Source organism: Pleurocapsa minor HA4230-MV1 (genome assembly GCA_019359095.1).
Classification (GTDB): Bacteria; Cyanobacteriota; Cyanobacteriia; order Cyanobacteriales; family Xenococcaceae; genus Waterburya; species Waterburya minor.
Map to the genome: position 1 here is coordinate 279,000 of JAHHHZ010000020.1, position 19,416 is coordinate 298,415.

At 39.8% G+C, this 19,416-nt stretch carries 19 protein-coding genes; 15 read left to right on the forward strand and 4 right to left on the reverse strand.

All coding sequences use genetic code 11. The features are described 5' to 3' along the window. Positions 1–4 precede the first annotated feature (4 nt). Positions 5–1,219 (forward strand): type II secretion system F family protein, encoded by a 1,215-nt coding sequence (locus KME09_11855; protein MBW4534619.1) that lies wholly within the window; start codon positions 5–7, stop codon positions 1,217–1,219. A gap of 75 nt (positions 1,220–1,294) precedes the next feature. Next, a complete protein-coding gene (locus KME09_11860; GenBank protein ID MBW4534620.1) occupies positions 1,295–1,870 on the forward strand; it encodes a hypothetical protein in 576 nt (191 codons plus the stop codon). A gap of 79 nt (positions 1,871–1,949) precedes the next feature. Here the strand turns inward: KME09_11860 and raiA are convergent, their stop codons facing one another. After that, positions 1,950–2,555: a ribosome-associated translation inhibitor RaiA gene (raiA, locus tag KME09_11865; protein ID MBW4534621.1), complete on the reverse strand. Its 606-nt coding sequence runs from the start codon at positions 2,553–2,555 to the stop codon at positions 1,950–1,952. A 520-nt stretch (positions 2,556–3,075) separates the two neighbouring features. Here raiA and lipB point away from each other — a divergent pair. From lipB to KME09_11910, 9 genes are all read left to right on the forward strand, one after another. Further along, positions 3,076–3,750 (forward strand): lipoyl(octanoyl) transferase LipB, encoded by a 675-nt coding sequence (gene lipB / locus KME09_11870; GenBank protein MBW4534622.1) that lies wholly within the window; start codon positions 3,076–3,078, stop codon positions 3,748–3,750. A gap of 42 nt (positions 3,751–3,792) precedes the next feature. Further along, entirely contained in the window at positions 3,793–4,569 is a 777-nt protein-coding gene (locus KME09_11875; protein MBW4534623.1) for an HAD-IIB family hydrolase, read from the forward strand. 146 nt (positions 4,570–4,715) lie between these two features. Then, on the forward strand, positions 4,716–4,991 hold the full coding sequence (locus tag KME09_11880; protein ID MBW4534624.1) for a hypothetical protein: 276 nt from the start codon (positions 4,716–4,718) through the stop codon (positions 4,989–4,991). Positions 4,992–4,993: 2 nt separating this feature from the next. Next, positions 4,994–5,155 (forward strand): hypothetical protein, encoded by a 162-nt coding sequence (locus tag KME09_11885; GenBank protein ID MBW4534625.1) that lies wholly within the window; start codon positions 4,994–4,996, stop codon positions 5,153–5,155. 7 nt (positions 5,156–5,162) lie between these two features. Then, positions 5,163–5,717 (forward strand): Uma2 family endonuclease, encoded by a 555-nt coding sequence (locus tag KME09_11890; GenBank protein MBW4534626.1) that lies wholly within the window; start codon positions 5,163–5,165, stop codon positions 5,715–5,717. 114 nt (positions 5,718–5,831) lie between these two features. After that, positions 5,832–7,745 carry a tRNA uridine-5-carboxymethylaminomethyl(34) synthesis enzyme MnmG gene (gene mnmG / locus KME09_11895; protein MBW4534627.1) on the forward strand — a complete coding sequence of 638 codons (1,914 nt, stop codon included), beginning with the start codon at positions 5,832–5,834 and terminating at the stop codon, positions 7,743–7,745. Positions 7,746–7,882: 137 nt separating this feature from the next. Then, complete coding sequence (locus KME09_11900) at positions 7,883–8,851, forward strand: NAD-dependent epimerase/dehydratase family protein (protein ID MBW4534628.1); 969 nt, start codon at positions 7,883–7,885, stop codon at positions 8,849–8,851. A gap of 65 nt (positions 8,852–8,916) precedes the next feature. After that, positions 8,917–9,228 carry a cupin domain-containing protein gene (locus KME09_11905; protein MBW4534629.1) on the forward strand — a complete coding sequence of 104 codons (312 nt, stop codon included), beginning with the start codon at positions 8,917–8,919 and terminating at the stop codon, positions 9,226–9,228. 6 nt (positions 9,229–9,234) lie between these two features. Continuing rightward, positions 9,235–10,674, forward strand: a complete 1,440-nt coding sequence (locus KME09_11910) for a bifunctional orotidine-5'-phosphate decarboxylase/orotate phosphoribosyltransferase (GenBank protein MBW4534630.1) — start codon at positions 9,235–9,237, stop codon at positions 10,672–10,674. A 38-nt stretch (positions 10,675–10,712) separates the two neighbouring features. Here the strand turns inward: KME09_11910 and KME09_11915 are convergent, their stop codons facing one another. The 3 genes from KME09_11915 to KME09_11925 form a co-directional block, all read right to left on the reverse strand. Continuing rightward, on the reverse strand, positions 10,713–11,558 hold the full coding sequence (locus tag KME09_11915) for an MOSC domain-containing protein (GenBank protein MBW4534631.1): 846 nt from the start codon (positions 11,556–11,558) through the stop codon (positions 10,713–10,715). 579 nt (positions 11,559–12,137) lie between these two features. Next, complete coding sequence (locus tag KME09_11920; GenBank protein MBW4534632.1) at positions 12,138–12,752, reverse strand: 7-carboxy-7-deazaguanine synthase QueE; 615 nt, start codon at positions 12,750–12,752, stop codon at positions 12,138–12,140. A gap of 60 nt (positions 12,753–12,812) precedes the next feature. Next, entirely contained in the window at positions 12,813–13,169 is a 357-nt protein-coding gene (locus tag KME09_11925) for a hypothetical protein (protein MBW4534633.1), read from the reverse strand. A 255-nt stretch (positions 13,170–13,424) separates the two neighbouring features. Between KME09_11925 and KME09_11930 the strand changes: the two genes are divergently transcribed. The 4 genes from KME09_11930 (at position 13,425) to KME09_11945 (ending at position 19,282) form a co-directional block, all read left to right on the forward strand. Further along, positions 13,425–15,365, forward strand: coding sequence for a hypothetical protein (locus KME09_11930; protein ID MBW4534634.1), 1,941 nt, complete (start codon positions 13,425–13,427; stop codon positions 15,363–15,365). Positions 15,366–15,670: 305 nt separating this feature from the next. After that, positions 15,671–16,417: an NUDIX hydrolase gene (locus tag KME09_11935; protein ID MBW4534635.1), complete on the forward strand. Its 747-nt coding sequence runs from the start codon at positions 15,671–15,673 to the stop codon at positions 16,415–16,417. Between the two features lie 98 nt (positions 16,418–16,515). Beyond that, the gene (locus KME09_11940) at positions 16,516–18,186 is read left to right on the forward strand and encodes an NAD+ synthase (protein ID MBW4534636.1); all 1,671 of its coding nucleotides are present in this window, start codon (positions 16,516–16,518) and stop codon (positions 18,184–18,186) included. 208 nt (positions 18,187–18,394) lie between these two features. After that, entirely contained in the window at positions 18,395–19,282 is an 888-nt protein-coding gene (locus KME09_11945) for a sugar ABC transporter permease (protein ID MBW4534637.1), read from the forward strand. The last annotated feature ends 134 nt before the right edge of the window (positions 19,283–19,416 follow it).

Sequence of the window (19,416 nt, forward strand, 5' to 3'; positions counted from 1 at the left end):
ATTTATGTCTACCTATATAGCAAAAGTCAAAGACCATTCAGGAAAAGTCTTTAATCAAAAAATTGACGCTGCTTCTGTCGAACAAGCTCGTTTAGTACTCAAAAATAGATATGTGGCAGTCGGTAAAATCAATAAAGCTGGTTTAGAAATTAATCTAGAGCCATTACAGTTAGCCTTAGCTAAAGTAACGGTCAAAGATAAGGCAGTATTTTCCCGTCAGTTTTCCGTAATGGTCAATGCAGGAGTGGCAATCATTCGGGCGTTGGGTATTTTAGCCGATCAAGCACCTAATCCTAAACTCAAAAGAGCATTATTAGGTATTAGTGCCGAAGTACAGCAGGGTACTAGTTTGTCGGAATCAATGAAAGACTACCCAGAATGTTTTAATAACCTCTATGTTTCGATGGTTGAAGCTGGGGAAGCTGGTGGTGTGCTAGATGAAGTATTGATGCGACTGTCTAAACTGTTGGAAGACATGGCAAAGTTACAAAACCAAATCAAATCAGCCATGGCTTATCCCGTAACAGTAGGGATTTTTGCCGTAATTGCCTTTTTAGGAATGACAATTTTTTTAATTCCTGTATTCGGCGGAATTTTTGAGGGTCTGGGCGCCGAATTACCTTTATTAACGCGCGTCATGCTGGGTATTAGTGATATCCTTCGTAGTTGGAAAGTTCTAATTCCGATTGTGGCATTTGTGGGAATTAGCTTCTTAGTTCGTACCTACTACAAAACTCCTCCTGGTCGTCTACAAATTGATGGCTTTATGCTTAAGATGCCCTTGTTTGGTGACTTAAACGAAAAAATTGCCGTAGCTCGCTTTTGCCGAATTTTCGGTACTTTAACTCGTTCTGGTGTTCCCGTCTTGCAATGTTTTGATATCGTCTGCGACACGATTGGTAACCAAGTACTAGTCAATGCCGTACAGGCTGCAAAAAACGATATTCAACAGGGGGGTATGATTTCCTTAGCAATTCAAAAAGAAAATGTTTTTCCTCCCCTAGCAATTCAAATGATTAGTATTGGGGAAGAAACGGGAGAACTAGACGGCATGATGGAGAAAGTAGCTGATTTCTACGAAGACGAAGTAGAACAGTCCGTTAAAGCCCTTACTAGTATGATTGAGCCAATTATGATGGTTGGTATCGCTGTAATGGTCGGTACGATTTTGTTGTCGATGTATCTACCGATGTTCTCGATCTTCGATCAGTTGGGTTAATTTTTAAAAGACCACGATCGCTACTTTCGCAACTATTTTAGTAACCAGTATTCTGCCTAAATTGAAAATCCCATGATATCCGTCAAAAAAGCTGATTATGAGACATTGCTGGCAGAGTACAGTACTCGTAGCGGGGCGATCGCTTTACTGAAGCAATATCGCCCTTACCTCGAAACACTACCCAGTATTCGTCGTCCAGAACAAAGTTTAATTACAATTCCCCTACCTGTAGTTCGCATCCGCCGACCAGAACTAGCTACAAATGATCCCTTGCAGGCTAAAACTCCTCGTGTTGCCACCTCTCTTCCTTGTGATTTAGGCATTTTGATGTGTGACCCAGAATGGAAGATTAAGATGGGTGCAGAGATCATTGTTTTTATTCATCGTCCTGAAGAAGATTTTTCCGATCTGATCGCTCGCTGGCGAAAAACTCAGGTTTATCTCGATCGAGATTATGAATGGTTGATGCCCCCTACCGAGCAACATATGATTAGTGAAGCAGCCGAGGCAATTAATCCTCTGTTTGTAGTTTTTGCAGGGACAAGCGATCGCATTAAGCAAGGTTTGGCTGGTGCTGGTTTTCCCTATATTGTTCAGGCTTTAGATTTTTCAATCGAGCCAGAGACAGAAGTATTTTCAACCCCCGATTAAAAACTGAACCAAAAAAAATGAGGCAAGAGAAATTCATTACTAATCTCCTCGCCTCATTTTCTATTCGCCCTAACGATGCTTAATGAGAATAATCACCTTGGCGAGCATTACTATCTGAACGGGGTTGAATTACTCCATAACCTCCATGATTGCGACTATAGATGACGTTGATTTCATTTGATTCGCTATTGTGAAACATATAAAAGTCATGATCTATCAGCTGAAGTTGCGCCAATGCTTCTTCCGTGGTCATGGGAGGCATAGCAAAATATTTACTTCTGACGACTGTGGCGGGTAATTCAGGCAGGCGATCGCTATTTAACTCATTAACTTCTACTAGCTCTTCACTCTCAACTAGTTCTTCTGGTCGTATATGAGCATTTTTGGCTAGATGTTTCTCTTTATATTTGCGTAACTGACGAGCAATTTTATCTGCTACCATGTCGATACTTGCATAAAGACTTTCGCTACCCTCCTGAGCGCGAATCACTGTTCCATTGGCAAATACGGTTACTTCCGCCTTATGTTTTCTTTCGATCCGCGAATTGCGCGCCACAGATAAATGGACATCCACTTTGCTAGTTATATTCTGAAAATGTTTAACTGCCTTTTCTAACTTCTGTTCGACGTAATCATGAATTGATTCTGTGACTGCAATGTTATTTCCTTGGATCAAAAGTTTCATACTCGTTACTCCATAATCTACAGTTTGAAAGCTATATAGTAAAATGCAACCTGGCTAGAAAATTGTAATTAGATATACGAATCTCTTAAAGCTAAAATTCGACTTTTACTGATTAGTTGTAAATAGTCAACCTAGATTTCTAAGTTCTAAATAAATTATTCGACTAATAGCATTACCCAAAATTACAACACACCTTAACTACAGGTTTTTGATGCGTTATTTTTTGATTAGTAGTGTTTAAAAGTTTTATCATGATACTCCTATTTACTACAGAGTGAGCTATCAATCTAATTTATCTATAGGGATTCAGTTTGTTTAAATCAAAAAACTGCTACACTTTGATTTCCACTTTAAGATAGTTTGCAGTTTTAGTTTATCTTGGCAATTTTCTTAAGCAATTGTATCTTTCTCTAGCTTTATAGCTACAACATTAACACTTTAGCTCTAAAAAAACAGCAAACTATTCATTTTTTTCATGTTACGTTACATTGGTTGACATTTTTTTAAGCAGACTGTATTCATGTCACAAAATAATCGATATTGTGTGTTAGATAATCAAGCAATAGTTAATTACAGCCAAGCTTGGGACTATCAGCGATCGCTAGTAGAAGAAAGAGTTAATGACGCTAGTTTAAATGATGTTTTGATTTTGTTAGAACATCCTCCTGTTTATACTTTGGGAACAGGTTCGAGTTTAGACTTTCTCAACTTCGATCCTCAAGCAGGACAATTTGAAATTCATCGGATTGAACGAGGAGGAGAAGTAACCTATCATTGTCCTGGTCAGTTGGTAGGTTATCCGATTATGAATCTACGCTATTATCAACAAGATTTACATTGGTATCTAAGACAATTAGAAGCGGTGATTATTAATACTGTGGCTAATTATGGTTTGTCTGCCTATCGTGTTCCAGACTATACGGGAGTCTGGCTAGAAGGGAAGAAAATCGCTGCGATCGGCATTAAAGTGCGTCGTTGGATTACCATGCACGGTTTTGCCATTAATGTTTGTCCTGACATGAGTGGGTTTAAACGAATTGTTCCCTGTGGGATTGCCGACAAGCCAGTCGGTAGTTTACAAGAATTTGTTCCCGATCTGACAGTAGATCGAGTTCGGATTGATGTGGCGCAAGCTTTTGCCGCTGTATTTCAAATAGAGTTAGTTGAGCAAGATGTTCTCAATCAAGTTAAATAGGTAAGACTGTTGTATGTTGCTAACTGCTTACTTATGAATCAGATAAATTTTAAATCCCTTGAATCTATTGGTAGTTATCATTGGCAGAACATCCGTTTAATCGCTACAGATATGGATGGTACCCTGACTCAGGGAGAAAAGTTTGATGCTAAATTACTGCAAGTTCTAACTCAATTATCGGTTGCGGGGATTGATGTCTTAATTACCACTGGTAGATCTGCGGGATGGGTACAGGCGATCGCCACTTATTTGCCTGTAGTGGGAGCGATCGCTGAAAATGGCGGTTTAGTTTACTGGAATCACGATCCGCAACCATACTTGATTGGCGAGATCGATATTATTCAACATCGTCGGGAGTTACAAAAAGTCTTTCTGCTACTCCAAGACAAATTTCCTCACATTAGAGAATCCGTTGATAATCCCTTCCGTATGACCGACTGGACATTTGATGTCGCCAACTTAAGTCCAATTGAACTAGAACAAATTGAGCTAGTATGTCAGTCCCAAGGTTATGGTTTTACCTACAGCACGATTCAGTGTCATATCAAACCAATTTACCAGGATAAAGCTTACGGCTTAAACAAAATTATCTCCCAACACTTTCCCCATTTAAAACCATCAGAAATCGTCACTATTGGTGATAGTCCTAATGACGAATCGATGTTTAATCAGGCAAAATTTCCCTTGTCGGTGGGTGTGGCTAATGTAGTTAAATATTGCGATTGCCTTAAGTATTTACCTGCTTATGTGACTAACAAGTCTGAAGTCGAAGGATTTTGTGAATTAGCAGCATTAACCCTAATATGTCCAGAGGAATAGCTTTTTTGCCGAATCTTGTGATTCTTTAGATTTATAGCTCTATTGTGGATAATTTAGGAGCTTGGAAGGGCGATCGCGATCACTTGTTAGTAACTTACTATGCTAAAATAGTCGATGATGTATATAATGTACGTAACTATCTTTAAATGAGTGAAGCAAGCGAAGGTTATGAAAAGTTGTCAGGTCAATTTGAAATATTGAGTGGCAAAATGGATTTAATTAACGAAAGATTAGAACTGTATAAAAAAGTAAATGACGAAAAGCTTGATGCAGCTAAAGGTGAAACTAAAGCTTATCAAGATTCAATCAGGGCTGAAATCAAAGCCTATCAAGATGCCAATAAGCAACAGTTAAATGTAAGCTTGGGAGTTTTGGTCACAGCTGCGATCGCTATTGTAGTAAGCGCGGTAATCAGTAGATAGCTATGCCAGGTAAGCACTATAAGAAGCTCGGCAAGACTAAAATAGTTAGGTTGCCAGAAGAGATGGAAGCTTGGATCAAAATAATGGCACGCAAGCTTGACGACAAAAAAAATCCTCAAGAATTGATGGATTTCTTAACCACAATTACTGACAAAATCCCCTAGTGCGAAAATGTTAACTATTGGAACACAGAAAAGCGATCGCATTACGACAATTACCAATACCACTTGGTCAGAATATATCAGCTTAGATTTGCCAAGCAAACGAGTCTCATTCCGCAACGGAGTAATTACTATTGTGTCCCCAGGGCGTAACCATGAATTGATTGGTGATTATATTAGGTTGATTATTTTGGCGTACTGTCGCAGCCAAAAAATACCGTTGTTTTCTTTCAATTCAACGACGCTGAAGGAAGAGGGTAAGGAGGGCAAAGAACCAGACGTTGCTTACTGCTTTGGTACAGATAAAGATAAACCAGATCTGGCAGTAGAAGTAAATCTAACATCGGGTAGTATTGATGATTTAACCAAGTATCAGTATTTAAACATTGGCGAGGTTTGGTTGTGGGAGCAGAATAGAATTAGATTCTTTGTTTATAGTCCAGGAGGGTATTTAGAATTAATTACAAGCAATTCTTTGCCTAGTTTGAACAGCGATCGCGTTACAGAGATTGTCAACAGTTGTTTTGGTAAAAGTGTTTTAGAGGTAGAAAAATATTTCGCTTAATTCATATTTTTAATCTCGCCAAGTGACATGAGGGGGTAAATCTCTTGGGAACTTGCGACTGACAGATGGGTTACAATTATTAAGCTAGATGTGAATTAGCATCGTTAAATTAATATGACCGTATCTCATCCTGTAGATTTTCAAGACGCTTTTGATATTATCGTGGTCGGTGGTGGACATTCTGGCTGTGAGGCAGCTTTAGCAGCAGCAAGATTAGGCTGTCGCACTTTAATGTTGACCCTCAACTTGGATCGAATTGCTTGGCAACCCTGTAACCCTGCGGTAGGTGGCCCTGCTAAGTCCCAATTAACCCATGAAATTGATGCCTTGGGGGGAGAGATCGGCAAGGTAAGCGATCGCACCTATCTGCAAAAACGAGTGCTAAATGCTTCTCGTGGCCCTGCGGTGTGGGCATTACGGGCGCAAACCGATAAGCGGGAATATGCAGCGGTGATGAAGCAGATTGTGGAAAATCAGGAGAATTTGAGTATCCGCGAGGGGATGGTCACCGATCTCATCCTGGGTAAAAACGATGAGGTAATGGGTATTGAAACCTATTTTGGCAGTTGTTTTGCTGCCAAGGCGGTGATCTTGACTACAGGTACTTTTCTGGGGGGCAAGATTTGGGTTGGGAATAAATCGATGGATGCGGGGCGTTCAGGAGAATTCGCTGTGACAGGGTTGACGGAAACTCTTAATCGCCTGGGTTTTGAGACAGGCAGGCTGAAAACAGGGACTCCTGCGAGGGTGGATAAGCGATCGGTAGACTACAGTAAAATGACACCCCAACCACCTGACGAAGAAATGCGTTGGTTTAGCTTTGACCCCGCAGCCTGGGTAGAAAGAGAGCAAATGAACTGCTATCTCACCCGCACTACGGCAGAAACCCATAAGATTATTCGCGATAATCTGCACCTATCCCCTGTCTATGGTGGTTGGGTCGATGCTAAAGGGCCAAGGTACTGTCCGAGTATTGAAGATAAAATTGTCCGTTTTGCCGATAAAGAAAGTCACCAGATTTTTATTGAACCAGAAGGGAGAGAGATACCTGAGCTTTATATTCAAGGATTTTCGACAGGATTACCTGAAAATTTACAGCTAGCGATGCTGAGAACGCTGCCTGGACTAGAAAGATGCGTTATGCTACGTCCTGCTTATGCTGTGGAATATGACTTTATCCCAGCAACTCAATGTTATCCAACCCTGATGACCAAAAAAGTTGAAGGATTATATAGTGCGGGACAAATCAACGGCACAACTGGCTATGAAGAAGCTGCGGGACAGGGTTTGGTCGCGGGAATTAATGCGGTCAAGTTTGTGAAAGGGGAACCTGAAGTTATTTTTTCTCGGGAACAAAGTTACCTGGGGACATTAATTGACGATCTTTGTACTAAAGACTTGCGCGAACCCTATCGAATGTTGACTAGTCGCTCAGAATATCGCCTGATACTGCGTTCAGATAATGCCGATCGCCGTTTGACTCCTTTAGGTCGAGAAATCGGTCTAATCGACGATCGCCGCTGGCAGCTTTATACCGATAAACAAGAGAAGATTGCTGCTGAAAAAGTAAGACTGCAAGAGACTCGGATTAAAGAACAAGAAGTGGTGGGTATGGCGATCGCCCAAAAAACTCAGCAAAAGATTAAAGGCTCGATTACCCTGGCAGAATTATTATGTCGTCCCAAGTTTCATTATGCCGATTTGAAAAAATATGGTTTGGATAATGCCGAACTAAATATGGCCGAGACAGAAGGGGCGGAAATCGATATTAAATACTCTGGCTATATTAAACGTCAGCAGCTACAGATCGATCAAATGGCAAAACATACTAAGCTTCGACTACCTCAAGATTTGGATTACCTCACTGTGGAAACTCTGCGCATGGAAGCCAGGGAAAAACTGAATCAGGTTAAACCTCTAACTGTTGGTCAAGCTAGCCGTATCGGTGGGGTTAACCCTGCGGATGTTAATGCCTTGTTGGTTTATCTGGAAATTAAATCTCAAAAACAAAAAGCTGGGGTGAACTAGCTAGTCGTTATTAATTGCGATGGGAGAAAGTTAGGGAAATAGAAAATCAGTAGTATGAAGTTAATGTCTCAGTGATTCCCCAAACCCCTAAGCCCCCAAGCCCCTAATTTTCTATCCTCAAATATGATTAATTAACAATGAAAGCTTTTGTTACTGGTGGGACGGGTTTTGTTGGGGCAAATTTAATTAGGCTTTTACTGCAACAGGGATACGAGGTTCGGGCTTTAGTTCGTAACGGTAGTTGTCTGGATAATCTCCAGTCTTTGGATCTCGAAATTGTTACAGGAGATTTAAACAGCAGCAATCTATCTCAGCTAATATCTGGCTGTCAGGTATTGTTTCACGTCGCAGCGCAATATTCCCTCTGGCAAAGCGATCGCGATTTACTCTACCACAGTAATGTTTTAGGTACGCGCAATATCTTAAAATGCGCCCGTCAAGCAGGGATTGAACGCACTGTTTATACTAGTTCCGTAGCTGCCATTGGTGTTAAACAAGATGGTATAGCCGATGAAACTTATCAAAGCCCTGTAGAGAAATTAGTAGGAGATTATAAAAAATCTAAATACTACGCTGAACAAGAGGCGGTTCAAGCCGTACAGCAAGGACAAGATATTGTGATTGTCAATCCCAGCACTCCCATTGGTGCGTTTGATTTAAAGCCCACCCCCACAGGAGAAATTATTGTCCGTTTTCTGCAACGTAAGATGCCTTTTTACCTTGATACAGGACTAAACTTAGTTGATGTTCAAGATGTAGCCCAGGGGCATATTTTAGCCTTAGCAAAGGGCAATACTGGCGATCGCTATATTTTAGGCAATCAAAATCTTACTTTTAAACAATTACTCGGTAAATTAGAGCAAATTACAGGCTTACCAGCGCCAAAATATACTATTCCCTATTGGCTTCCCTATGGCGTTGCCTGGTTAGAAGAAAATGTTCTAGCTAAATTTGGTAGACAGCCCACAGTTGCTTTAGACGGGGTGCGCATGTCTCAGCAAAAGATGTTTTACGATCCGAGTAAAGCTGTTCGCGAATTAGGATTGCCCCAATCCAATATCGATTTAGCATTAGAAGCAGCAGTGCAATGGTTTCAACGGCGGTAAATCAACAGCGCTTTGCTGTTGGACAAGCATTAAATTTGGCGATCATGAAAGATAAACCAGAAAATATCGAAAATATATTTGAGTTTCCCAACCAACTGCCATCAGAGGAATTGTTCGAGACTCTGTTGGATCATGACCAGATTGCTATCAAAAGGATCATTTCTACAGGGCAAGTAACACCAGCAGGGGAATGGTACGATCAAAAGCAAAATGAATGGTTAATTGTGCTTCAGGGGTCAGGAGAGTTAAGCTATGAGGATAATTCTCGTATTAACCTGAAGACAGGGGATTATCTTTTAATACCTGCTCACCAAAAACATCGAGTTGAGTATACCAGTACTGAACCTCCTTGTATTTGGCTTACTGTCTTTTTTTAATTCACTATGAATTTTACAGCAAAACTCCATCAGGCGATCGCCACTAACAACAGCCTGTTGATCGTCGGACTCGATCCTAATCCTGAAATGATGCCATCAGAGTATTTTCAGAGTCAGGATCTGCTGAAAGATTTGGAAACCTGGTTATTGTGGGTGATTGAATCAACAAGCGATCGCGTCTGTGCCTACAAGCCAACTTTGGGGTTCTATGAAGCATTAGGTATGGCAGGATTGCAGTTATTAGCACGAATTTTGGCAGCGATACCCAAGTCTCTACCCGTAATTTTGGATGCCAAACACAGCGATCTTAATACCAGTACTGTCTTTGCTAAAGCGATCTTTGAACAGTGGCAGGTTGATGCTGTTACTCTAACTCCTTTCGCTGGACAAGATCATGCAGCGCCATTTTTGGTTTATACCGACAAAGCAGTGTTTATTCTGGCTCATACTTCCAATCCCAAAGCGGAGACTTTGCAGAGATATCCTAGTTTCGAGCAGCCATTTTATCTCCAGGTAGTTCAAGAAGCGCAATCCTGGGCAACTCCCGAACAGCTATATTTAGAGGTGGGGACAACTAACACTGAAGTATTAGGTAAAATTAGAGCGATCGCTCCTGAAAGAACAATTTTGCTACGTAGTCTGTGGAGTAAAAAAAATAATTTAGAAGCGTTAATTAATATCGGTTTAAACAGCATGGGAGAAGGGTTGTTGATTCCCATTCCCCAAGATTTTTTAGCGAGCAATCATCTAGCGTCAGAAGTGGCTCATCTCAATCAAAAGCTCAATACCTATCGCGTAGCAAAAACCAATCAGGCTGCAAGCTGCGATCTTTGGACTCCTGATGTTTGCTTACTCACTTTTCACCCCTATCAAGCTTTAATTCTCGAACTGTTTGATATTGGTTGTTTGCTTTTTGGCGAGTATGTTCAAGCATCGGGGGCAACCTTTTCTTACTACATCGATCTGCGCAAAATTATTTCTAATCCCCATCTATTTAATCAGGTGTTGGATGCCTATGGTGATATCGTACGGCAGCTAGAATTTGATCGCATTGCTGGTATTCCTTATGGTGCATTACCCACGGCGACAGGATTAGCTTTAAATCTTCAACGTCCAATGATTTTTCCCCGCAAGGAGGTTAAGGCACACGGTACTAGGCGTTTAATTGAGGGGAATTTTCACCCAGGCGAAAAAGTAGTGGTAATCGACGATATCCTAATTAGTGGCAAAAGCGTCATGGAAGGGGCAGAAAAACTAAAATCTGCGGGTTTAAAGATCGAGGATATTGTAGTATTTATCGACCATGAAGGAGGTGTCAAAGACAGATTAAGAGACAATGGCTATCGCGCTCATTCTGTATTGAGTATTTCCGAAATTACCGACACTCTCTATGAGGCGGGTAGAATTAATCAAGAACAATATAATTCTTTTAAAGAGAATCATTAATACTATTGCGTTTAGATGCATTCAGATTAATATAATTATCATCTAGTTTCTAAAACTTCTAGGCGATCGCCTACTCGGATCATACCTTCATTCTGAGGAATCAGATTAACGCCAAACATAACTCCCTGCTCGCTTAATTGGCGAAAAGTTCCGAGGGTATTTAATGGTTCTTTTAAGCTATTTTTCGCACCGTTATTTTGATCGATCGTGGTGATGATACAGCGACTACAAGGTTTTAGCAGCCCAAACTGAATCTCGCCAATTTGAATTAATCTCCAGGAGTCTTCAATAAATGGCTCAATAGTTTCTATAACTATATTAGGACGAAAACGTTTCATGGATATTGCTTGACTACGCTGTTGATGAATTTCAATAATTCTTTGGTTGAGTTCCATTAAAGAAGCGGTAGCTGTCAGCATCACAGGATAATTATCTGCCAAACTCAACAGCCGATCCTCTTCGCTAGGATATTTCTTCTCTAATAAGCGACTATGTGCTGAAGACTGTTTAACTAAACGACAAACTTTATCCCCTGGCAGATTTAAAAACTGATGAAACCACTGAGCTACTTCATTTCCCTGATCGATCGCCAAAAAGCGATCGCGCCAGATTTCTACTTCGATTAACGCACCATCTAAAGGAGAAATAAAAGTAATCGACGGAAAAGTATGATCTATTACCTGTAAAGTGATACTTTGTTCGACAATTGTGACTTGGATCTTCGCCAACTGAGGAAACTGTCTTTGAGTGATAAACCTACCATTTCCCGCAACAAGCATCATTTCGCGATCGCCAACAAATCCTTTAGTTTCTACCTGCACCTGTTGTAGCTCAATTCCTTGAGCAGATTTAAGAGGATAAACACAAAGTTTCGAGACAATCATAAGCTTGGATAATTTTGCAACAATAAAACGAGTAATTTAAGTAGGCGATGTGTGATTATCCCAGCCTGAAAATTATCTAAAAGCAACAATCAGATAATCAGCAAACAGTCAAATATTTGTTTCTCTCTGTTTTGTAAGGCAAAAATTGAGATTCGTCCACTTTTTAACGATTTAATTTGATTCAGAGTGACAAAATGCCAAAAATAAGCTTACAGCAGTTTTCAATTGAGTAGACACATTAATTTATCGAAGTAATGGGTAATGGGTAATGGGTAATGGGTTCTATCCAACTGAAATTCGCTGTAAGTTAAGCTTATTTCCTTAAGCAATACTAGATAAAGTTAGGACGTTTCATTTATTGATACCCACTACCTATTTGCCCTAAAGGATTCCCTACGGTCACGAAGCTTATGCTAAAGCATTTGCGAAGCTTATCCTTTAGGACTAGCTACGCGTCGTCCTTTAGGACTACCCACTACTAGGACTACCCACTACCTTCGAGCCAATCACCTTAATTGTCCTCAACTAATTTTGTACGGCTATAATACTCGCTATTTCGCTCCCGCTTCAGGAGACTCGCTACTGAATATCCAATAGTTTATGTGTTTGCAGGCTAATACGCCACTGAGGATGTTGCAAAATATAGTCAAAAATCAAACTTTTACTCTCAGGAGAGTTCCATTCAGGCTGTAGGTAACACAAGGTAGATTTAGGGACTAAACGCGCCTGTTGTTCTGCCCATTTTAAATCATATTCGCCAGTGACCACGACTTTTAATTCACTAGCGCGATCGTAAATGCTCGGATGAGGCGCTTTAAACTGCTTAGGAGAAAAGGTAATCCAATCAAAATCTCCCGTCAAAGGATGAGCGCCAGAAGTTTCTAAATGAACCTGCAATCTTGCATTTTTTAGAGCTGTAGTTAAAGGAAACAAATCGTGCATCAACGGCTCTCCGCCAGTAATAATCACGATCGCTGGATTAACTGATTGAGCTATGAGGGTCAAATCTTGTGCCGACTGCTGGGGATGACGTTGAGGATTCCAGGAGTGTTTGGTGTCGCACCAAGGACAATGAACATCGCATCCGCCTAAACGAATAAAAAAGGCGTTCACTCCTGTCCAATAACCCTCTCCTTGCAAAGAATGAAAGGTTTCGACAACGGGATAGGTAATGATTTCAGTCGCAGTGTTCAAAATGTTTTTACTCTCTAACCGTTCGTTAAAAGTTACCTCAACTCAACCCCTACTAATTTACTAATTACGATATTTCTTTAATTCTGTCCTCAATGTAGCAATTTCAGCTCTAAGCTGATCCAGCATCGTCTGGAGATCTTCAGAGTTAGTGCTGCTAGTATCAATGTTGACCCCTCGATAGGAACTAGTTGTACGACTGCCATTATTACTGCTGTTAGGATAAACAGTTGTGCCTGATGCGCGTTCTGCTCTTAGCTGTACTTCTTCCATAAACTGCCGTAAATTTTCGCGTTGTTCGGCATCAAATTTACCCAGATCGCTCATTGTACTGGTAAAAGATTCTTCAAGCTTTTCGCTCATAATTTCAGCTAATGCTCTGCCAAAAAAGAAGGCGTTGGTCACAGGATTATTACTCATAAGATAATGTTGTTAAACAGTTTCTAAATAGCTACTCTAAGTAGATTATATCTTGATTCTTGAGGCTCTAGGCTTTAAGCTTTTGACTTCAATTGAGAATTAAATGAGAAAATATCTTTATAACTATGGCGATCGCTCTATATTTTGGCGATAGATGCTTAATTATCTATGAATATTTGACCAGGTAATTACCATTCTGCATAAAAAGCTGACAATATAAGTATTTGATTGATAAAGAGGATTGTTATTATATCTATGGGTCAAGTTGATTCTTGGAAAAAGCGGAGTGCTACTTCGTTGTCGCGTTTGTTACCTAGACTAGAAGAACGTTTTTGCGACCACGTTGATACAGTAGAATGGCAGGGTTATCTAGAACGCATTAATACTCATTTCCCCCGCTTGTTTCAACTGCTGTATCAACTTTATGGCAATCAGTACGATTTCTTTTACCATCTAGAAAATATTTTGGCTTCGGCTACTTCGATGTGGTTAGCCAGATCTGATGACCTCAAGGCTTTAGACGTAATGCGTCAAGCAGATCCTCAGTGGTATCAATCAAATCGAATGGTAGGGGTAATGTGCTATGTCGATTTGTTTGCTGGTAACCTCCAAGGAATTCGCGATCGCATTCCTTATTTAACTGAGTTGGGTATTACCTATCTGCATTTGATGCCTTTATTTAAATGTCCTGAAGGCGATAATGACGGTGGTTATGCCGTTAGTAGCTATCAAGAGGTCAATCCCGCTTTGGGTACGATGGAAGAGTTATCACTCTTAGCTACAGAATTAAGACAGCATGGTATTAGTTTAGTACTTGATTTTGTATTTAATCATACTTCAGACGAACATGAGTGGGCAAAACGAGCCTTAGCAGGAAATGAAGAATATCAAGAGTATTATCGGATGTATCCAAATCGAGAACAGCCTAATGCTTTTGAAAAAACGGTTAATTCAGTCTTTCCTGATGAACGTCCAGGTTGCTTTACCTACAAAAATAAGATTCGTAAATGGGTTTGGACAACTTTTTGTAACTATCAGTGGGATTTAAACTATGAAAATCCCGTAGTTTTTAGCGGGATGGTGGAAGAAATGTTGTTTCTGGCGAACATTGGCGTGGAAGTCTTACGTCTAGATGCAGTAGCATTTCTCTGGAAAAAATTAGGCACAAGTTGTGAAAATTTGCCCGAAGCGCATTTACTCATTCAGGCGTTTAATACAATTGTTAAGATCGCTGCTCCAGCGATGGCGTTTAAGTCGGAAGCGATCGTTCATCCTGACGAAGTAACCCGCTATATCAGTCAAGAAGAATGTCCCTTGTCTTATAATCCACAGTTGATGGCACTGCTATGGGATGCCTTAGCTGTGAGAAATATTCGGCTACTACGTCATGGAATGTCCAAGCGGTTTACAATCCCTCAAGACTGTGCTTGGGTCAACTATATTCGCTGCCACGATGATATTGGTTGGGCAATTGCTGACGATGATATGCGAGACTTGCAAATTAATCCTTACGATCATCGAAAGTTTCTAACCGAATTTTTTACTGGTCGATTTGCAGGCAGTTTTGCCAAAGGTTTACCCTTTCAAGAAAAGTTGGAAACTGGAGAAGCCAGAATTGCGGGTACTACTGCATCCTTGTGTGGTCTAGAGAAATTAACGGATGAAAATCATCGTCTAGAGATCGATCTAGCAGTACGACGTATCCTCTTGTTACACGGAGTTATTTTAACCATCGGTGGTATTCCCCTGATCTATTTAGGAGACGAAATCGGGACTTTAAACGACTACACTTATACCAATTCGCCAGAAAAAGACGGAGACAGTCGCTGGGTTCACCGTTCGGCATTTAATGATGAACGTGCATTAAAGAGGAAAGATAGCTCTACTGTTCCAGGAAAAATTTATCTGGGATTGCTCAAGTTAATTCAAATTCGCCAGCAAAATCGAGCTTTTAGTCGTGGAGAAACTGAAATTATTGATACAGGTAATGACTGCATCTTTGGTTATTTTCGTTCTCAACAGGAACAAAATGTTCTCGTGTTGGCTAACTTTAGCGATCTCGAACAGGAAATTATGGCTAAACAATTAAGATTACTCGGAATGCGTAAAATATTTACCGATCTTGTCTCTGGTAAGACAATTTCAGCTATCCAGAAGTTAGTGCTTGAACCCTATCAGCTCGTAATTCTCCTCTAGATTCCGACAATCTCGTAGCTTTAAAATAAACCTAGCCAGCCTATTTCTAGATTGAATTTAGGAGCTAAAAACCGTTTTGAGAGAGCTTCATACTCCATGAATTCTATTTGTTGGCTGGTGCTGGGTTTAATTGTTACTTAGGAAGTAGTATTTTAAAGATGTCCTAATTTTATTAAAATCTATGATTCAAATTAGCAGTGATTAAGAGGTTATAAAACTTTATTTTGTTGGTTATGTTCAACTTGTATATTTAATTTATTGTTACTTCAAATAATTAAATTATTTTAACTTCTTTTAAAATTAAGATGAAAATTGATTCTAAGACTATAGCAAAAAATAATAGTAAATTAGAAAAGCTAGCTGATTTTAAAGTTGGTGTGGATAACGTGATCTTTTCGGTAGATACTACTTATAATCGTGTACTAGTTTTATTGCGAAAAAGAGATGAAGATCCTTTTAATCATTATTGGAGTTTGCCAGGAACTTTAGTACGTCAAGGAGAATCACTTACTGATGCTGCTTATCGAACTTTAGCCGAAAAAATTCAGGTAGATAATCTATATTTAGAACAGCTATATTCTTTTGGCGATCCTGGTAGAGATCCTCGCGAAAATCCAGATAGTTTTGGAGTTAGATATTTATCTGTTAGTTACTTTGCTTTAGTTAGATATGAAGCAGCAAAAATAATTAATAAAAATAATTATGACATTTCTTGGCATAAAGTAAATGAAATTCCCTCACTAGCTTTTGACCACGATAATATTCTCAATTATGGCTGGAATCGTTTAAAAAATAAACTTCAATATAGTCCAATTGCTTTTGATGTTTTACCAACAGAATTTACTTTAAACGAAGTTTATCAACTTTACTGCACAATTTTAGGTGAACATTTTGCTGACTATTCTAATTTTCGCTCTCGCTTATTAAAGCTAGGATTTTTATCAGATACAGGAAAGAAAGTATGTCGAGGTGCTGGTCGTCCCGCAAGTTTATATAAGTTTGATTCAGAGGCTTTTTTACCCTTGAAAGATCAACCTTTACTATTTATTTAAAATTAAGATAATTTTAACTTTATTGAATCTTTTTTATTTATAAATACAATCAATAATTCATCACTAATATAACTATTCTATTCTAGAAAATATTCACCATGAAGATAGCGATCGCACAACTAAATCCCACTATCGGCGACATTACTAATAATGCCCAGGAGATACTTGCTGCTGCTAGAGAGGCAGCGGAACAAAATATCCGTTTATTACTAACCCCTGAACTATCTCTTTGTGGCTATCCTCCTAGAGATCTATTACTCGATCCTGGTTTTGTTGAGTCGATCGCTCAAGAGTTAAAAGCGATCGCCAATCTGCTCCCTGAAAACATGGCGGTGTTGATCGGTACAGTAGAAATTAATCCTCATGCAGCTTCTAAAGGACAAAAACCGTTGTATAACAGCATGGCGCTATTAGATGGAGGTATTAAACAAGTCTTTCATAAGCGCTTATTGCCCACTTATGATGTATTTGATGAGGATCGTTATTTTGAACCTGGATATGAGGCTAATTATTTCACCCTCGATGGCACAAAGTTTGGGGTAAGTATCTGCGAAGATTTATGGAATGATGAGCGCTTTTGGGGTAAACGCAGCTATGAAGTTAACCCGATTGAAGAGTTGGCACAATTAGGCGTAGATGTAATTGTTAATCTGTCGGCTTCTCCCTACACGGTAGGTAAGCAGCAACTAAGGGAAGCGATATTGCACCATGCAGCAACTGCTTATCAAACGCCAATTTTATATGTCAATCAGGTGGGGGGAAATGATGATCTGGTATTTGACGGTAACAGCGTGGCGTTGAATCGTGCAGGGGAAATAGTCGATCGCGCTCAAGGTTTTGATACGGATTTAATTATAGTGGAATTGGCTGCGTTAATTTCCAACTCCTATGATCCTGCTACTTTTAAGACAGGGGAAACAGAATCAGAAAATGCAGAAATATTTAGCGCCTTAGTATTAGGAGTTAAAGACTACGCCAGGAAGTGTGGTTTCCGCCAGGCGATCTTAGGCTTGAGTGGTGGAATCGATTCGGCTTTAGTAGCAGCGATCGCCTCTGAGGCTTTAGGTGCAGAGAATGTATTAGGGGTATTGATGCCATCTCCCTATAGTTCCGAGCATTCTATCAGTGATGCAGTGGATCTAGTGAATAATTTGAGAATAAGAAGGCAGAAACTGGAAATTAAAGCAGCAATGGAGGCTTACGATCGCCTACTTGAGCCGATGTTTACTGGAACAGAATTCGGGATTGCCGAAGAGAATATCCAGTCGCGGATTCGGGGTAATTTATTAATGGCGATCGCCAATAAGTTTGGTTATCTTTTGCTCTCTACGGGTAATAAATCAGAGATGGCGGTTGGTTACTGTACTCTCTACGGCGATATGAATGGCGGGTTAGCAGTAATTGCTGATGTGCCAAAAACCAGAGTATTTGAACTGTGTCGCTGGTTGAACCGTGAACAGGAAGTCATCCCTAGCAATATTATTACTAAACCTCCTAGTGCCGAATTAAAACCAGATCAAAAAGATGCCGACTCCTTGCCCGACTATGAAATCTTAGATGATATTCTAGAACGCATGATCTGCCAGCATCAATCCTCAGCAGAAATAGTAGCAGGTGGACACGATCCAGAAATAGTGAGTAAAGTAAGGGCGTTAGTTACCCGTGCTGAATTTAAACGCCGTCAAGCACCACCAGGCATTAAGATCACCGATCGCGCCTTTGGTACTGGCTGGCGGATGCCGATCGCTAAAAGATTGCCTATTATATGAACTAGCTATTAGCTATTAGCTCTTAGCTCTTAGCTATCAATACGTAGATCTAATCTAGAACCCAATAATCATGAAAATACTGATGCTGTTCGTGGAACTTATATAATACGCTGCTAGAAAATCTAAAAATCTAAAAACCTGAAAAGCCTATGGCTTATAGCTTATAGCTAAAAATGAATCACTACGATTTTCAATTCACATTAGGCGTATGAATTATCAAAAATCATTAATTAATCAACAAAAGCTAACTCCTTATCTATTTTTGTTCCCCGCGATCGCCTTACTTGGGTTAACAGTATTCTTCCCCGCAATTCAGGCATTTGCCCTCAGTTTTACGCGCTATGAATACGATATAACTCAACCTCCAGAGTGGATCGGCATTGCTAATTTTCAACGGCTTTGGCAAGACGAGGTTTTCTGGCAAACGATTAAAAATACCCTGCTGTATTTAATTGGCGTAGTGCCAATTTTAATTATCTTGCCTTTAGGCTTGGCAATTCTAGTTAATCAAAAACTGCGTGGGATTAATTGGTTTCGCACCGCTTTTTATACCCCTGTCGTAATTTCTATGGTGGTGGCAGGAATCGCTTGGAAAGCTTTTTATACTCAAAATGGTTTATTAAATCAATTTCTTAAACAATTAGGATTTACAGAAGGTATACCCTGGTTAACCGATCCTCAACTAGCTCTTTGGAGTGTGATGCTGGTTACGATCTGGAAAGGCTTGGGATATTATATGGTAATTTATCTAGCTGGCTTACAGTCAATTTCTCCCGAACTTTATGAAGCGGCGGCGATCGATGGTTCAGATGGCTGGCAAAAGCATTTAGATATTACTCTTCCCTTAATGCGTCCCTATTTATTTTTAGTTGGTGTAATCTCTGCCATCTCAGCAACTAAAGTCTTTGAAGAAATATTTATTATGACTCAAGGAGGCCCAGGAAATAGCTCTAAAACCGTTGTTTATTATCTTTATGAACGAGCATTTCAAGATTTAGATATTAGCTATGCTTGCACCATTGGCTTAGTTTTATTTTTAGGTATTTTAGGACTTTCAATTATTAATTTGAAGTTAACGGCAGATAGTAATAAATAGACTTCTTGCAAGAATCATAACTAAATACCTTGTTACGAGGGAAAAGGGCTTGCACCGCTTAGTTTAGTGGAAAGGTTAAAGGTAAAAACATTAATCTGCTATTAATGTAATACCAATTCTATATGAAAATGCAT

What these genes read in the sequence shown, in the direction of transcription:
- raiA (MBW4534621.1), bottom strand. Translation starts at nt 2,555, where the DNA reads ATGAAACTTTTGATCCAAGGAAATAACATTGCAGTCACAGAATCAATT.
- KME09_11915 (MBW4534631.1), bottom strand. Translation starts at nt 11,558, where the DNA reads ATGATTGTCTCGAAACTTTGTGTTTATCCTCTTAAATCTGCTCAAGGA.
- KME09_11855 (MBW4534619.1), top strand. Translation starts at nt 5, where the DNA reads ATGTCTACCTATATAGCAAAAGTCAAAGACCATTCAGGAAAAGTCTTT.
- KME09_11945 (MBW4534637.1), top strand. Translation starts at nt 18,395, where the DNA reads ATGAATTATCAAAAATCATTAATTAATCAACAAAAGCTAACTCCTTAT.
- KME09_11930 (MBW4534634.1), top strand. Translation starts at nt 13,425, where the DNA reads ATGGGTCAAGTTGATTCTTGGAAAAAGCGGAGTGCTACTTCGTTGTCG.
- KME09_11940 (MBW4534636.1), top strand. Translation starts at nt 16,516, where the DNA reads ATGAAGATAGCGATCGCACAACTAAATCCCACTATCGGCGACATTACT.
- KME09_11885 (MBW4534625.1), top strand. Translation starts at nt 4,994, where the DNA reads ATGCCAGGTAAGCACTATAAGAAGCTCGGCAAGACTAAAATAGTTAGG.
- mnmG (MBW4534627.1), top strand. Translation starts at nt 5,832, where the DNA reads ATGACCGTATCTCATCCTGTAGATTTTCAAGACGCTTTTGATATTATC.
- KME09_11900 (MBW4534628.1), top strand. Translation starts at nt 7,883, where the DNA reads ATGAAAGCTTTTGTTACTGGTGGGACGGGTTTTGTTGGGGCAAATTTA.
- KME09_11890 (MBW4534626.1), top strand. Translation starts at nt 5,163, where the DNA reads ATGTTAACTATTGGAACACAGAAAAGCGATCGCATTACGACAATTACC.
- KME09_11880 (MBW4534624.1), top strand. Translation starts at nt 4,716, where the DNA reads ATGAGTGAAGCAAGCGAAGGTTATGAAAAGTTGTCAGGTCAATTTGAA.
- KME09_11935 (MBW4534635.1), top strand. Translation starts at nt 15,671, where the DNA reads ATGAAAATTGATTCTAAGACTATAGCAAAAAATAATAGTAAATTAGAA.
- lipB (MBW4534622.1), top strand. Translation starts at nt 3,076, where the DNA reads ATGTCACAAAATAATCGATATTGTGTGTTAGATAATCAAGCAATAGTT.
- KME09_11910 (MBW4534630.1), top strand. Translation starts at nt 9,235, where the DNA reads ATGAATTTTACAGCAAAACTCCATCAGGCGATCGCCACTAACAACAGC.
- KME09_11925 (MBW4534633.1), bottom strand. Translation starts at nt 13,169, where the DNA reads ATGAGTAATAATCCTGTGACCAACGCCTTCTTTTTTGGCAGAGCATTA.